The sequence below is a fragment of the Salinibacterium sp. SWN139 genome, from assembly GCF_015864625.1.
Classification (GTDB): Bacteria; Actinomycetota; Actinomycetes; order Actinomycetales; family Microbacteriaceae; genus Rhodoglobus.
Genome location: NZ_JADYWV010000002.1, coordinates 879,922 through 893,801 on the forward strand (window position 1 = coordinate 879,922; position 13,880 = coordinate 893,801).

General features: G+C 61.2%; 14 protein-coding genes. 7 read left to right on the top strand and 7 right to left on the bottom strand.

All coding sequences use genetic code 11. The features are described 5' to 3' along the window. Position 1: 1 nt before the first annotated feature. Positions 2-1,600 (bottom strand): FAD-dependent oxidoreductase, encoded by a 1,599-nt coding sequence (locus I6E74_RS09375; RefSeq protein ID WP_197124990.1) that lies wholly within the window; start codon positions 1,598-1,600, stop codon positions 2-4. Positions 1,601-1,715: 115 nt separating this feature from the next. Here I6E74_RS09375 and I6E74_RS09380 point away from each other — a divergent pair, with 115 nt between their 5' ends. The 5 genes from I6E74_RS09380 (at position 1,716) to I6E74_RS09400 (ending at position 6,501) form a co-directional block, all read left to right on the top strand. Beyond that, positions 1,716-2,267, top strand: a complete 552-nt coding sequence (locus I6E74_RS09380) for a helix-turn-helix domain-containing protein (RefSeq protein ID WP_197124992.1) — start codon at positions 1,716-1,718, stop codon at positions 2,265-2,267. Positions 2,268-2,314: 47 nt separating this feature from the next. Further along, the gene (locus I6E74_RS09385) at positions 2,315-3,664 is read left to right on the top strand and encodes a histidine kinase (protein ID WP_197124994.1); all 1,350 of its coding nucleotides are present in this window, start codon (positions 2,315-2,317) and stop codon (positions 3,662-3,664) included. Further along, positions 3,661-4,362, top strand: coding sequence for a response regulator transcription factor (locus I6E74_RS09390; RefSeq protein WP_197124996.1), 702 nt, complete (start codon positions 3,661-3,663; stop codon positions 4,360-4,362). Before I6E74_RS09385 ends, I6E74_RS09390 begins: the two co-directional genes overlap by 4 nt. A 151-nt stretch (positions 4,363-4,513) precedes the next feature. Next, positions 4,514-5,395, top strand: a complete 882-nt coding sequence (locus I6E74_RS09395) for an ABC transporter ATP-binding protein (RefSeq protein ID WP_197124998.1) — start codon at positions 4,514-4,516, stop codon at positions 5,393-5,395. Then, complete coding sequence (locus I6E74_RS09400) at positions 5,395-6,501, top strand: ABC transporter permease (RefSeq protein ID WP_197125000.1); 1,107 nt, start codon at positions 5,395-5,397, stop codon at positions 6,499-6,501. The genes I6E74_RS09395 and I6E74_RS09400 overlap by 1 nt, the downstream gene beginning before the upstream one ends. A gap of 15 nt (positions 6,502-6,516) precedes the next feature. Here the strand turns inward: I6E74_RS09400 and I6E74_RS09405 are convergent, their stop codons facing one another. From I6E74_RS09405 to I6E74_RS09415, 3 genes are read right to left on the bottom strand one after another with little or no spacing between them, the layout of a single operon-like run. Further along, complete coding sequence (locus tag I6E74_RS09405) at positions 6,517-7,368, bottom strand: M23 family metallopeptidase (protein WP_197125002.1); 852 nt, start codon at positions 7,366-7,368, stop codon at positions 6,517-6,519. Then, positions 7,365-7,796: an ASCH domain-containing protein gene (locus I6E74_RS09410; protein ID WP_307784440.1), complete on the bottom strand. Its 432-nt coding sequence runs from the start codon at positions 7,794-7,796 to the stop codon at positions 7,365-7,367. Before I6E74_RS09410 ends, I6E74_RS09405 begins: the two co-directional genes overlap by 4 nt. 2 nt (positions 7,797-7,798) lie before the next feature. After that, positions 7,799-8,989 carry a RimK family alpha-L-glutamate ligase gene (locus I6E74_RS09415; protein ID WP_197125004.1) on the bottom strand — a complete coding sequence of 397 codons (1,191 nt, stop codon included), beginning with the start codon at positions 8,987-8,989 and terminating at the stop codon, positions 7,799-7,801. Positions 8,990-8,992: 3 nt separating this feature from the next. Between I6E74_RS09415 and I6E74_RS09420 the strand changes: the two genes are divergently transcribed. Continuing rightward, positions 8,993-9,496 (top strand): RimK/LysX family protein, encoded by a 504-nt coding sequence (locus I6E74_RS09420; protein ID WP_197125006.1) that lies wholly within the window; start codon positions 8,993-8,995, stop codon positions 9,494-9,496. Between the two features lie 41 nt (positions 9,497-9,537). Here the strand turns inward: I6E74_RS09420 and I6E74_RS09425 are convergent, their stop codons facing one another. Genes I6E74_RS09425 through I6E74_RS09435 form a run of 3 tightly spaced genes read right to left on the bottom strand, consistent with a single transcriptional unit; the run spans position 9,538 to position 12,299 of the window. Continuing rightward, positions 9,538-9,867, bottom strand: a complete 330-nt coding sequence (locus tag I6E74_RS09425) for a hypothetical protein (protein ID WP_197125008.1) — start codon at positions 9,865-9,867, stop codon at positions 9,538-9,540. Continuing rightward, the gene (locus I6E74_RS09430; RefSeq protein WP_231604865.1) at positions 9,867-11,090 is read right to left on the bottom strand and encodes a TFIIB-type zinc ribbon-containing protein; all 1,224 of its coding nucleotides are present in this window, start codon (positions 11,088-11,090) and stop codon (positions 9,867-9,869) included. The genes I6E74_RS09425 and I6E74_RS09430 overlap by 1 nt, the downstream gene beginning before the upstream one ends. 6 nt (positions 11,091-11,096) lie before the next feature. Beyond that, positions 11,097-12,299: an SHOCT domain-containing protein gene (locus tag I6E74_RS09435; RefSeq protein WP_197125009.1), complete on the bottom strand. Its 1,203-nt coding sequence runs from the start codon at positions 12,297-12,299 to the stop codon at positions 11,097-11,099. A 240-nt stretch (positions 12,300-12,539) separates the two neighbouring features. On the opposite strand from I6E74_RS09435, the gene I6E74_RS09440 reads away from it, so the two are divergent. Further along, entirely contained in the window at positions 12,540-13,805 is a 1,266-nt protein-coding gene (locus tag I6E74_RS09440) for a cellulase family glycosylhydrolase (protein ID WP_197125011.1), read from the top strand. Positions 13,806-13,880 lie beyond the last annotated feature (75 nt).

The window sequence follows — 13,880 nt, forward strand, 5'->3', positions numbered from 1 at the left end:
ATCACTCTGCTGCCTGAGCATTGCGCTGCACAAGCACGATCGAGTCTTCGGTGATGAACTCTCCCTTGCCCGGTAGCTCGATCGTGCGAGGACGCAACTCGTGCACCAGCACGGTCCAGTCGTCGAGTTCCAGCTCGAGCGCTGCGAGATCTCCGTCCGGAGTGTAGAGGCTGGGGAACGGCGAGCTATGCCCCGCCCCCGAGGGCGCGGCGGGTGGCCGCGGCGGCGTGCCGTGAGCCGTGATCAACAAGTGTCCTCCTGGTGCCACCATCATGGCTGCTCGCTTGAGGATGTCAGCTCGCGGCAGCTCGACGGGCGACTGCAAGAAACTGGCCGTAACGAGGTCGAACGATTCGGAACTTTCGAACTCTGAGAGGTCCGCCGCAACAAAACGCAGCTGATCGTTCGCGATCCCGGCGCCCTCGGCTGCCTGCCGACCTCGTTCGATCGCGTTTCGCGAAATATCGACGCCCGTCGCCCGCCAACCTCGCTGCGCGAGCCACAACGCGTCGCCGCCTTCTCCGCAGCCGAGGTCGAGCGCTGTGCGTTCGGCCCCCTCGGCGAAACCAGTCTCCAGTTCAGGAACGACGGCCTCAAGAACGGCGTTCACTCGCCCCGACCACTGGTGGGCATCGCCGGAGTAGCGCGATTCCCAAAACTCGGCGGGAGACGCGGGCCGCTCGGCGATATCGAAGTCTTCGGCCACTAAGGCAGCGTTGACGGCTCCGCCAGTCATCGCGCCCGCCCCCGTCGACATGGGCACCGTGAGCATCGGATTCACGACGTTGCCTACTGCCCAAATACGGTCGTGACTCGTTTTGCCACCCTGATCGACTGCGATGAAGCTGCTGCCCATAATTTCGGTGCGGGCGAGCTCAAGATGAGCGAGAAAAGCATCGTGCGGCCGCGGAGTACCGACAGTGAAGACCGCATCGATCGGCACAGTTTCCCCGTCTGCAGTGCGGAGGCCGGTGAGCTTGCCCGCCCGAGCCGTGCCCGCGATCACAGGAGAATCAACAAGTTTTACGCCGCGAGCACGGAGTCGGGACGCCTCCTCCGGCGTCACTTCGTCGAGCAGAGCCGTGAACGCAGTGACGTCGTCGCTCCACTGTCTCACCAAGAAGGCTTGATGCAGTCCGACGAGAGACGTCGCCAGAACGCCGAGTTTGGTGTCACGAACTTCCCAGCCATGGCAGTACGGGCAGTGCAGCACGCTGCTACCCCAGTGTTCGGCCAAGCCTTCGATTGGCGGCAACTCATCGGTTATCCCGGTTGCAACGATGACCGCGCGGGCGTCGACGGTGCTGTCGTCGCTCAGCGTGAGGCGCACACCTTCCTCAATTTCGTCGAGGCGTTCGACGCTGCCCTCCTGCATCTCAACGCCATACAGCGCGAGCTCTTTCGCGCCCGTCTCACGCAGTTCGAGCGGAGTGACGCCCTCGTTTCCGAGGACGCCGTGCATGTGGTCAGCAAAGCGATTGCGGGGGCTTCCCGAGTGAATCACCAGCGTCCGGCGGCGCGCACGGCCCAGCAACAACGCCGCGTTGAGGCCTGCCGGGCCCGCTCCGATTACAACAACATCCCAGTGCTTTTCAGTCATACCAGTAGTGTGCGCGAAGGTGTATAGTTTCAGCAAGTTCGTTTGCAGTATTGGCAAATGTGCTGTCAACATCATCAGGCACTAACGGCGCCACGCAACAACGAGAGAGGTCCGGATGCTCGACCAACTCAATCAGGTGGGACCACGACTGCGCACCGCTCGCCAGCAACGTGGGCTGACCCTTGAAGAGACAGCGCGCCTCTCGGGCATGTCAACGAGCACTCTCTCCCGCCTCGAGTCAGGCAAGCGTCAGGCATCCCTCGAACTTCTCGTTCCCCTCACTCGCCAGCTGGGCATCCGCATCGACGATCTGCTCAAGCCTGAAACTCGAGACCCTCGGGTGCATCGCCCCGTGGTGATGCGCGACGGCGTCACCATCGCGCCGCTCGCCCCCGACACGTCCGCCATCCAGACCTACAAGATCACTTACCCTCCGGCGGAGACACTGCCTGACCTTCGAGTTCACGACGGCTTCGAGTGGTTTTACGTACTCTCCGGCAAGCTTCGGTTGCGCTTGGGGGAACAAGATCTCGTCCTCACCCGGGGTGAGGCCGCCGAATTCGACACCCGCATCCCGCATGCGCTGAGCGCTGCCGGATCAGGCGCCGCCCAAGTACTCAGCATCTTCAACAGCGAAGGCGAACGGATGCACACGCGCCTGTCCTAAGGCGAACTGACTACGCCGCCACCACGACCGGCAGGTACCCTACCTAGATGCGCGACTCCCCCAGCGATGTGCACTCCGACGCACACCACCCCAGGCTCAATGAGGCCAGCTCCGACGCACCGATTAGTTCGGCGAACCCGCAGCCATCGGGCTATCGGCCCGGAATCAATCGTTGGGATGTCGTCCTCGCCGTGGGCATGCTGGTCGGCACCCTGTTGAGCACAGTTCTCACTCGCATCGCCGGAATCTACGATGAGCCGGCTGATTCCTTTGTCACGCTACTCTGGGCCGCCGGAATCACGCTGCCGCTTCTGTTCCGTCGCCAGCAGCCCCTCGCGGTCGTGATCGTGATCAGTGTCGTATTCATGGTCGGAGCGACCCTCCACGTGCCCGAAGTGACATTCTGCAATATCGCTCTCTTCATCGCGCTGTACTCGGTGGGAGTGTGGGAAGGCAGACGCCGTATCGCCACGATCACCCGCATCGTAATCATCATCGCGATGTTCGTGTGGTTATCGATTTCAATCGCCCAAACTACGACTGACCCTGATGCGCTGAGCGGCCTCTCTCGCGCCGGGGCGTTCTCTCCCCTTTTGGCGTACCTCGTCATCCAGTTCATGACGAACGTGCTGTACTTCGGCGGGGCTTACTACTTCGGCGAACGAGCTTTCCGCTCGCGGGTACAGCAGGATGCTCTGCACGAACGCTCGGTCGAGCTGGTGCGCGAGCGAGAGCTATTGGCGGCACAAGCTGTAACGATCGAACGACTGCGCATTGCGCGCGAGCTGCATGACGTCGTTGCCCACCATGTGTCGATCATGGGAGTGCAGGCTGCGGCAGCGCGCACCGTGCTGACGCAGGATCCGCCGGCGGCATCCCAGGCCCTTCACGCTGTTGAGTCAGGGTCGCGCGCTGCGATCGACGAAATGCACCGGCTCCTCGGCACACTGCGGGATGCGGATAGTCGCGAGACAGCGACCGCCGCAGCGTCGACGCTCGGTGTTCACAGCATCGATGAGCTGATCGATACGACCCGAACTGCGGGAATGCCCACACGATTCGAACAACTGGGCGAACCTCGGGCCCTCAGCGCATCGACCTCCGTAACGCTCTATCGCGTCACCCAAGAGGCCCTCACCAATGCCCGCAAACACGCTGGACCATCGGGCGAAGCGGATGTTCGCCTCCGGTGGAGCACCTCCTCAGTCGAGATTGAGATCGGAAATTCCGGTCGCGCACCGAGCAAACGGCCATCCACTGGCCTCGGTTTGATCGGCATGGCCGAGCGTGTGAACGCCGTCGGGGGAACGCTTGAGTTGCGCCCGCGCTCTCGGGGCGGGTTTCTCGTTCGGGCGGAGCTGCCTCTCCACATCGACGCTACTGAGGGTCGCGCATGAGCCCCGCACCGATTCGCATCCTGCTGGCCGATGACCACGAACTGGTTCGCACGGGCTTTCGCATCATCCTCGGTGCTCAACCCGACTTTGAGGTTGTCGGCGAAGCCCACAACGGTCGTGAAGCCGTCGAACTAGCGGCCGAGTTGGCACCCGATGTGATCTGCATGGACATCCAGATGCCCGAGGTTGACGGCATCGAGGCCACCCGCCAGATCGTTGCGGACGCCGAGATCACCGCGGCCGTTCTCGTGCTCACTACCTTCGACAACGAGTCGCAGCTGTTCGATGCCCTCGATGCGGGCGCAAGCGGTTTCTTGCTCAAGAATTCGTCACCCGACGATCTTGCGGATGCCGTGCGCACCTTGGCGAGCGGCGACGCGCTGCTGTCGCCTGCCGTGACCCGTCGCGTGCTGGAACGTCTCACGCGCGCCGACACGCAACTCCCCCACACGGCGGAGCCCACGATCCCCGCCGAGTTGACCGCTCGCGAACACGAAGTACTCGTGCTCGTGGCGGAGGGACTCTCGAATGCGGAGATTGCTGCGGCGCTGTTCCTGGGCGAAGCAACAGTGAAGACCCACGTTTCCAAGGTGCTGCAGAAGCTTCAGTTGCGTGACCGCATCCAAGCCATCGTGTACGCCTACGACAACGGAGTCGTCGTTCCCGGCACCCACCACGATCGACCCGCCGCGCACTAATAGCGCTCGGCCTGCAGCTCACTCCACCTCCCGCACCCTCCGCCTCCCCCTTCCGGCGGAGGCTGGAACCCGTCTGCAGACTGATCCCCGAGCGCGCTTTCGCTCGTAGCCTTGAGAACAGAAAGATTTTCTGCGAACGAAGGCGGTATTCGTGCTCCAACTCGACAACATCTCTAAGACTTTCGGGACGCGTCCAGCGCTCGACGGTGTGAGCTTTAGCGTGCGCGACGGCCGCATGACAGGTTTCGTCGGCGGCAACGGCGCCGGCAAGACCACGACCATGCGCATCCTTCTCGGAGTTCTCGAATCGGATGCCGGCGACATTCAGCTTGATGGCAAGCCGCTGGATGCCGAGCAGCGTCGCCACTTCGGCTACATGCCCGAAGAACGCGGCCTGTACCCCAAGATGAAGGTTCGCGAGCAGCTTGTCTATCTCGCTCGCCTGCACGGCTACACGCAGGCCGCCGCTGGCCGCAATGCCGACAGCTTGCTCGAAGAACTTGGCCTCGGAGAGCGCCGCGACTCCACCCTCGAGAGCCTTTCTCTCGGCAACCAGCAGCGTGCTCAGATCGCGGCGTCACTCGTTCACGATCCCGCGGTGCTCGTGCTCGATGAACCATTTTCTGGCCTCGACCCGCTCGCTGTCGACACCGTTGTTGAGGTACTGAAGCAGCGCGCCGCGGGTGGAGCCGCCGTCCTGTTCTCGTCTCACCAACTCGAGATCGTCGAACGATTGTGCGACGACCTCGTCATTATTGCCGAGGGAAGCATCCGCGCCGCTGGCGAACGGGAAGCCTTACGAGCACAGCATTCTGCTCCGCGCTACACCATCGTTACCTCGGGCGACCTCGGCTGGCTGCGCGACGAACCCGGCATCTCCGTCGTGGAATTCGATGGCGGCCACGCGACGTTCGATGCCGAAGAAGCTTCTGCGTCACAGCGCGTCCTTCGTCGCGCTGTCGCCGAGGGCGACGTCACTTCTTTTGCTCCGCAACGGGCATCCCTCGCCCAAATCTTCCGAGAGGTTATCTAATGAACTCCGCTACTGCTGGCCGCCCGTCGCCTCGCTTTTCCCAGTCCGTCGCGCTCGTCGCCGAGCGCGAAATCACCACCCGTCTTCGTTCGAAGAGTTTTCTCATCACGACCGGCATCCTGCTGCTGCTTGTTCTCGGTGGGGTAATCGCCGGCGGAATCTTCTCGAAGAGCATCAGCACCACAACGGTCGCGACGGTCGGATCGCTCTCCTCCGAGCTGTCGAACGTACCGGGCGTCGAGGTGACGACAGTCGAGGACCGCACCGAGGCTGAAGCGCTCGTGAGCGAGGGAACAGTGGATGCCGCAGTGCTGCCCTCCGAGGAAGGCGCTGTTTCACCCGTCCTCATCATCGCCAATTCAGAGGCACCCTCGCTGCTCGTGCAGTGGTTGAGCGTAAGCCCCGAAGTCATCTTGCTCGACCCCGAGAACCAGAGCAGTCCGCTCAGTTACATCGCGGCGTTGGGATTCGGAATCATCTTCTTCATCTCGGGCATGACCTTTGGTCCGATGATCGCGCAGAGCGTTGTTGAAGAGAAGCAGACTCGCATCGTGGAGATCCTCATGTCGGCGGTGCCCGTATCCGCTCTCATGGCCGGCAAGGTCATTGGAAACTCGCTCCTCGCCTTCGCCCAGATCATTGCGATCGCGGCTCTCGCGGTGGTTGGGTTGTCGGTTACCGGCCAGGCCGAGGTACTGTCTCTTCTCGGCGCTCCGCTGCTCTGGTTCGTCGGCTTCTTCATCATCGGCTTCGTGCTGCTCGCTGCGCTCTTCGCCGGTGTCGGTGCGATGGTCTCACGTCAAGAAGATCTGGGCTCAGCCATGACTCCCGTCACGATGCTGATCATGCTCCCGTACTTCGCAATCATTTTCTTCAACGACAACGCCACCGTGCTGACCGTGATGTCGTACATTCCGTTCTCTGCACCGGTCGGGATGCCGATGCGACTGTTCCTCGGAACCGCTGAATGGTGGGAGCCGCTCATCTCCCTCGTGCTCCTGCTCGTGACCACGGGCCTCGCCGTGCTCCTCGGCGCCCGCATCTACAACAACTCGCTGCTGAAGGTGGGCAGCAGAGTTAGCTGGTCCGAAGCCATCAAGGGCTAGCCGGCTGCGGCAGAGTTATAGCGCGGTGAGGTGCTCATTGTCAGCGGGCATCGCATCGCGCGTCTCTGTTTCGTCCTCGATAGTGACGTCAGCGAAAAGCATGGGGAGCCCGTGCCCGGTCCAAGCGGATGCCCGGTCCATCAGCTGAGCGTGCACATGGGGCTCACTGGAGTTGCCGGAGTTTCCGCAGGCGGCGATCGGTTGCCCCGCGACGACCAGGTCGCCAGCTTTAACTAGCGCCGAGTGCTGCTTCACGTGAGCAACGAGCGCGTAGATACCGTCGTTGCCCCGGATGGTGATGTGGTTGCCGAGGATAAGCCGTGGCCCGCCGATCTCACGAATCGTGCCTTCGATCATCATGTACATGAAGCCAAGCACCGAAGAGCGAGCCCGGTGGTCGCGCTGGGAATCGCTGGCGCGAACCACGACGCCATCGACCATGGCCCGCACAGGCTGACCGAATGCGGGATACTCGCTCGGATAGCGCAGCACGATTCCGGTATCGAAGGCTGGTCGAGTACCTCCGAGCGGGTCAAAAACGAGATCGACCGCATGAGCCTGGCCATAGGCGCGAACGCCGTGGCTAGGCACACGTGTCGCGGGGCTGTTGAGCGCGAGCCAACGACCACCGACGGGTGAGGCTACGGTCACAGGCTCGCGGTGCGGCAACAGCTTCACGCCCGGCCGCAACACAACGAGCACGAGGAGCATCCCGATGATGCCAAGCAACGGCAGCAGCTGGAACACCGATCGCACGACAACTGCGGAGATTACTTGCGCCCCAATGGTGCCGGCGAAGATCGTCACCACTGACGCGTACAGGATGATGACGCGAGCACGATAAAGGCCCGCGATCACGCGCCTCATGCTGCAGCCACGCGAGAGACAACCACGAAACGCTCGAGCACCACAATGGTCTCGTCATTCACGGTGAACAACGGGTCGTCAAGAAAGCCGCGCATGTCGTCACTCTGCCAATACGATTCGTGACCGGCACGCCACTGCGCGACCGATTCGTACCCCTCGCCTTCGTCACGAGCGTGCTCCCACGGCACATCAGCCAGCCGAAGCTGTTGAACGTCGGTTATTTCAAGCACCGCTACTCGCTTCTCGTCCGAGTCCACAAGGGCGTAGCGCTCACCAACAACCGGCAGCGGCTCGTTCTCAACTCCGTATTCGACAAGCGTGGATGACGTCGAAGTCTTCTCCCCCTCCATGATCGCCGCCACGAGGGTGTCGCGAAGCGCTCCCGGAAACCCGAACTCTGTCACCGGGAGATCATCGATCTCTGCCACGTCTAGTCTTCGACGATCGGCTCGGGAGGCAGCTTGCGCACCTTTGCGCGGCGGCGGCGGCGAGCCGGGATCATGGCCCGCATTTCTTCGAGCTTGCCGAAGCAGAGCAGGCGGTCGTTCGCTTCGAGAACCGTGCTGCGGCGAGGGTTGGGCACAACGTTGGAGCCGCGGTGCAGAGTGAGCACCGTGATGTCCTTCTCCCCCAAGCCAGATTCGCCGAGCTGTTTCCCCACGAATTCCGCATCGCTTCCGACAACGATCTCGGCAACGCCGTACCCCGTCGAGACGCTCAGGCGTTGGCGAACATCGATCTCGGGGAACGCCACCTGGTTGGCGATGTAGTCAATGATCGCGCCCGCGACATCCAACTCGGTGGCTCGCTCGATGCCTTCGAGCCCGGGCGACGAGTTGACCTCCATCACGAGCGGGCCATCTTTGCCCTCCAGCATGTCGACGCCGGCAACGCGCAGACCCATGATCTGGGCGGCCTTCACCGCTGCGCGGTGGTACTCGGGCGTGAGCTCAACGGCTTCAACGTTGCCGCCGCGGTGCACGTTCGAGCGGAACTCGTCTCCCACAGCGACGCGTCGCATCGCGGCAACCACGCGGTCACCCACCACGAGGGCGCGGATGTCGCGGCCTTTGCTCTCGGAGATGAAGCTCTGAATCAGCACGTTCTGTTTCGTTGAATGCAGGGTCTCGATGATCGCCTTCGCGACCTGCGTGTCCGGAGCGAGGATCACGCCAATCCCCTGGGTGCCTTCGAGCAGCTTGATCACGACAGGCGCACCACCGACGCGCTCGATCGCCATCTCGACATCCGCCCGGTTGTGCACAAAAGTGGTCGCGGGCATCGCGATGTCGTGGCGAGAGAGAATCTGGGTGGCACGCAACTTGTCGCGCGAGTTCGTGATGCCGCTCGAGGTGTTGGGCGTGTAGACATCCATCTGTTCAAACTGGCGCACGACAGCCGTACCAAAGTAGGTGATCGAGTTGCCGATGCGGGGCAGGATGGCGTCGTAGTCCGAGAGCAGCTTGCCGCGATACTGCAGGTCGGGTTCCTCACCCGTGAGGTCGATTGCGAAGCGCAAAGTGTTGAGAACCTTCACCGTATGACCACGTTGCTCAGCGGCGGCCCGAAGTCGCACTGTGGAATACGCCTGCGGCGCACGGGAGAGGATAGCGAGTTTCATCGAATGACCTGCCAAGATAAGGGGGTGATAGAGCCCACCCATTCAAACACGATCGCAGGCTGGCGTGAGTGGGTTTCCTTGCCCGATCTTGGCGTGCCGTGGATTAAAGCCAAACTCGATACCGGCGCGCAGAGTTCTGCGCTTCACGCCGACGACATCGAAGAATTTGTGCGCCCCGACGGCAGCGAGTGGGTGCGCTTTCGCGTGCGCCCCTGGCAGCGGTCCGCTAAAGATGACGCTGTGGTGGAGTGCGCCATCCACGATCGGCGAACCGTTCGCAGCTCCTCGGGGCACAGCGAAGATCGCATCGTCGTACTCATCGATGTGGTGCTGTGCGGGCACACCGTCACCGCTGAAACGACGCTCACCAATCGCGATGAAATGGGCTTTCGGATGCTCGTGGGCCGCGAAGCACTGAGCAAAGAGTTTCTCGTTGACTCGGGTAAGTCATTTCTCGGTGGTCGCCCGCCCCGTGTCACGCGACGTCGCAACCAAGGGCAGGGCTAGGTCCAGCACCGCCCGCTGGTTCCTCGACTCTGACACGAGCGTTATAGCTTGAACTTGCTCATGATCCCGGTAGAGAACTTGTTGCTCGCGCCACGCACGGCCGTGTTATTTGCGCCGGACATCCGACGGTTGCTCAGGCCCTTTCGAGCTTTCACGAACTCGTCGTGTTCCTGCATATTTACCATCGTCGCCTCCGTCTCAGACTCGTGGCCGTGTCGCTTATCTGAGTTGCGGTAGCGAAAATAGATTGCGGAGTAGAAGACAAACCCCGAGAGCAAGAAAACAAGACCAAGCCCTCCCGAGTCATCATCCGAGGATCCCGCAGCGAGTATCTGACCGCTCTCAGCAGCCCACAGTGTGAGGTTCAGCATCAGATTCCCACCGCCACAAGTACGAGACCAATTACGGTACCGACGAGTTGCACGATGCCCGAGACAATCAACAACTTGCTCTGGTGCAACGGAATGCTTCCCATGGTCTCTCCCGTGCGCGCGTTCACCGCGACGTAGTGCAGAAATGTCTTACCGTTCGACTTGCGCTGCTGATAGCTATAGAGCCACACGGGCAAGTAGGCCGAGACCCAGCGCTGACCGCGCACATCCACTTCTTCAGCAGCCCAACGCACGCCGCGATCGTAGAACTTCAAGGTGTCGTTGACACGATGGCGAGTGATGTCCTCCGCCTGCGTGTGCGCGAGGGGCGCGAGCTGATCGAGATTGCTGTCGCGACGTTCTGAGGTGAATCCAGCAAGATAGTTGGAGTCGTACCGAACAGAATTCTCGACATCGAACGGCATAATCGTATTGATGATGTTGTTCGAGTTCACGGCCGTGTTTTGGTCGAGACGATCGCTAGAAGATTCCACGGTCAAATCGTTCACGTGAATGTCGAATTCACGCGCCACATTGTAGAGATCTGCGTCATAGCGTTGCTGCGTTGAGTCCCCCACCTTGACGGTGTACGAACGTGTTTGATGTTCGCCTTGCCCGCTCAACTTGGCGTGAGCATTGATATCCACGACCATGTACGGCAAATAGACGCCCATCACGTTCTCGGCGTTGAACTCCGCTCTAAAGGTCGGATGCGCGAAGAACTTCCGCTTACCTACGAAGTGGGCGATCTTCTCTACAGCCGTCGACTTCTCGACCTTGAAGGGCAGAATCATGTCCGGAACGGCGCCGTTGGGCACCTGTTGGTTCATGGAGAGAGTGTTGCGGCACCAGTGGCAGCGAGCTTGCGTGCTCGTGTTGGTATCGATCACCACTTCTGCACCGCATGCGCTGCACTTGAAGGTCAGAATCTCGTCGGTCGAGGGCACAATGTCGCTCGAACCCGAGCCAACGAGGAGCCCCGTCAGCTTGCTGATATCACCGTTGAGGTTGAATGCCTCAATGGCGTTATCGGTAGACCACTCGAAGCGGCAAAAACCACACCGCAAGTTGCCCGTGGCTACGTTGAGCGAGATCTCGGTGGCACCACACCGAGCACACTTTGCGAGTCCATCCTTTGCACCATCGTCGGTGTTGATGACGCGAGGTGCGTCGTCGGTGGTGGCCGGCGGCGGGGTCTCGGGCTCCACAGCATCCATCGGCATAACCGACTACAACCCGAGGACTTTAGCTTTAGCCGCTTCGTAGTCGGCTTCAGTGATGAGTCCCTGGTCGAGCATCGTCTTGAACTGCTGCAGCTTCGCCATGGGATCCTCAGCGGCAGGAGCCGCCGGTGCTGCTGCGGGTGCTGCCTGCTGCGGTGGAGCGGCGTTCGGCTGCTGGAATCCTGCGGCTGCGCCGCCAGTCGCGTTCATTCCCATGCCGAGGAAGGCCATACCGGCTCCTCCGCCACCACTGCCTTCGTTTGATCCAGCCGCTTCGAAGCCGCGGGCTGCCGCCTGCTGCATGAAGGAGTTACCGCGGGCGCCGCCGAGAGCATCCGCCTTCTTGACGTCGCTGAGCAGAGCACGAGTGTCTTCGTCGTACTCAATGGACTGAAGCGCGACCTTTTCGATGGTGATTCCGCGGTCAGTGGTCCACTGGTACGCGTCATCGACAGCAGCGCTCAACGACTGCGCGAATCCGATAGCGTCGCCCTGGATCTTGGCGATGCGGTTTCCCTTGCTGGGGTCGTTTGTGTAATACGAGAATGCGGCGGCGAGCGATCCGACAACTTCGTTGAAGAGCTGACTGGCAGCATCGTTGTCGAGGTCAGAGAAATCGAAAACCTTCGGTGACTGGCCGAGGTAGGTGAGGGGAACAAAGTTCTTCACCAACAGGATCGGGTCAACAATTTTGAGGGAGTAGCTACCCCGCGTGATGGCTCCCACTTGCGCGTTGAGATAGGCGTCATCCCAGTAGATTTCAGACTGAGTACCGAACTTGTTATTCGGGATCTCTTTGAGGTTCACATAGAAGGCAAGCTGCTGCGAGCCGGGCTGGCCGCCGAACTTGAAGCGCTCCCACGATGTCTTCACCGTGGAGCTGATGATGCCGTCGCCGGCAAAGAACGACTCAGCGTTCTGATCTTCCGACGTGAAAATGAAGCCGCCAGGCTCGCCGACAAAGCCGGTCAGTTGCCCATCTTGGAAGGTCACGAGACCATACCCCTCAGGAACGACGATGCGACTGCCATTCGTGATGATGTGCTCGGAGCCCTGGGTGTTAGACCCGCGCCCGGCATTGGTGCCCTGCGCCACGGCCGGGAAAATCGCCGCCGTGGGAGCCAAGTGAGCTGGCGGGGTGAGGAAGTCTTTCCACTGGTCAGCGAACGTTCCGCCAATAGCCCCTGCGAACGCCTTAATGAAGCCCATCTGTGTATCCCGTCGACTCGTTGTGCGGATCGACCGCCGATAGAGAAGGCTTCGTCAGTGCAGTGTGTTGCGCGAGGACGAAAAACATCGGCGAGCGACAATCTCTCAGCATGGTAGCGGGTGTGGGCATCCGCTGTCTCGTGTTCTCGCAATTGGTTCTGCCACCGTCAATGGCGACTACCATCTCCCCATGCTCTCTTTCGCTTCTGTTTTAGCGCACGCGGTCGCGGTCGCGTGCCGGTGAGTCGACTCCGCACGCGAGTGATCGCCGCAGTGCTCGCGGCCGCGCTAGTGATCGCGGCCGTCTTCGGCATCGTTGCCGCAATTCAGTACTCCGCGTTCGCAGCCACCTTTGTGCGCGCAAACGGCACTGAGCTGGTGTTCCAGGGCGAACCGTTCGAGTTCGCCGGTGCCAACAATTACTATCTCGGGCACAAGTCAGAGAGCACAGTGGTGGCGCTGCTTGACGATGCCGAGCAAGCCGGTCTCACCGTCATCCGCGCGTGGGGTTTTCAAGACTACGGAGACACCAACGGCTCGGGAGTCGCACCGGACGACTTTGAAGGCGTCTGGTACCAAGTGTGGGATGACGCGACCGGCGCCCCCGTCGCGAACACCGGCGCGACTGGACTGGAGAAACTCGATTTTGTAGTCGCCGAAGCAGCCGCGCGCGACATCAAACTCGTGATTCCGTTCACGAACAACTGGAATGCCTACGGCGGCATGGATCAGTACGTTCAGTGGGCTGGCCTCGACGAGCACGCTGATTTCTATACGGACGAGCGCATTCGCGACTGGTACAAGGATTGGGTATCAACGCTCCTGAACCGCACTAACACGATTACGGGCATCCAGTACAAAGATGACCCCACGATCCTCGCTTGGGAGCTTGCGAACGAGCCCAGCTGCACCGGCTCGGGCACTTTTGCAGATGGCGAGTGTGACACCACGACCATCACCGAGTGGGTAGATGAGATGAGCCGTCACGTGAAATCAATCGACCGCATTCATCTGCTTGGCGTCGGCGATGAAGGCTTTTTCTGTGGAGATGAAGACACCTGGACGCTCACGCAAGAGTTCGGCGCTTCCGGATATGGGGCTGGCTTCGGCGAAAACTGCTCCAACGGCGTCGACACTGTGGCGCTGGCGTCGCTGCGCAGCATTGACATCATGTCGATGCACCTCTACCCCGACCATTGGCAGACCTCGACGGCGTGGGGCACCGGTTGGATCGAGAAACACGCAGAAGCTGCCGCAGACATCGGCAAGCCGGTGTTTCTTGGCGAGTTCGGTGTGATGGACGAGTCATCGCGCGCCGACACCTACGCATCGTGGTTGACGACCGTACGCGATACGGGCGTCGACGGGGCGCTGTTCTGGATGCTGGCATCCGATCAAGAAGACGGAACCCCATACCCGGACTTCGACGGCTTCACTGTCTACTGTCCAAGTGATGCATGCTCGGTTGCCACTGATCATGCCGCGTTGATTCCGGGTGAAGAGTAACCGTTTCGCGCACGCTCTCTGTAAGCTAACCGCACTGACCTGATTGCGCTCCCAGTCGTTCTGAGTATCGTGACC

Bases quoted from the DNA above. Each gene is read 5' to 3' on its own strand.
- I6E74_RS09420 (WP_197125006.1), top strand. From the start codon at position 8,993: ATGACCTGCCAAGATAAGGGGGTGATAGAGCCCACCCATTCAAACACG.
- I6E74_RS09400 (WP_197125000.1), top strand. From the start codon at position 5,395: ATGAACTCCGCTACTGCTGGCCGCCCGTCGCCTCGCTTTTCCCAGTCC.
- I6E74_RS09405 (WP_197125002.1), bottom strand. From the start codon at position 7,368: ATGAGGCGCGTGATCGCGGGCCTTTATCGTGCTCGCGTCATCATCCTG.
- I6E74_RS09385 (WP_197124994.1), top strand. From the start codon at position 2,315: ATGCGCGACTCCCCCAGCGATGTGCACTCCGACGCACACCACCCCAGG.
- I6E74_RS09380 (WP_197124992.1), top strand. From the start codon at position 1,716: ATGCTCGACCAACTCAATCAGGTGGGACCACGACTGCGCACCGCTCGC.
- I6E74_RS09435 (WP_197125009.1), bottom strand. From the start codon at position 12,299: ATGGGCTTCATTAAGGCGTTCGCAGGGGCTATTGGCGGAACGTTCGCT.
- I6E74_RS09375 (WP_197124990.1), bottom strand. From the start codon at position 1,600: ATGACTGAAAAGCACTGGGATGTTGTTGTAATCGGAGCGGGCCCGGCA.
- I6E74_RS09425 (WP_197125008.1), bottom strand. From the start codon at position 9,867: ATGCTGAACCTCACACTGTGGGCTGCTGAGAGCGGTCAGATACTCGCT.
- I6E74_RS09390 (WP_197124996.1), top strand. From the start codon at position 3,661: ATGAGCCCCGCACCGATTCGCATCCTGCTGGCCGATGACCACGAACTG.
- I6E74_RS09415 (WP_197125004.1), bottom strand. From the start codon at position 8,989: ATGAAACTCGCTATCCTCTCCCGTGCGCCGCAGGCGTATTCCACAGTG.
- I6E74_RS09430 (WP_231604865.1), bottom strand. From the start codon at position 11,090: ATGCCGATGGATGCTGTGGAGCCCGAGACCCCGCCGCCGGCCACCACC.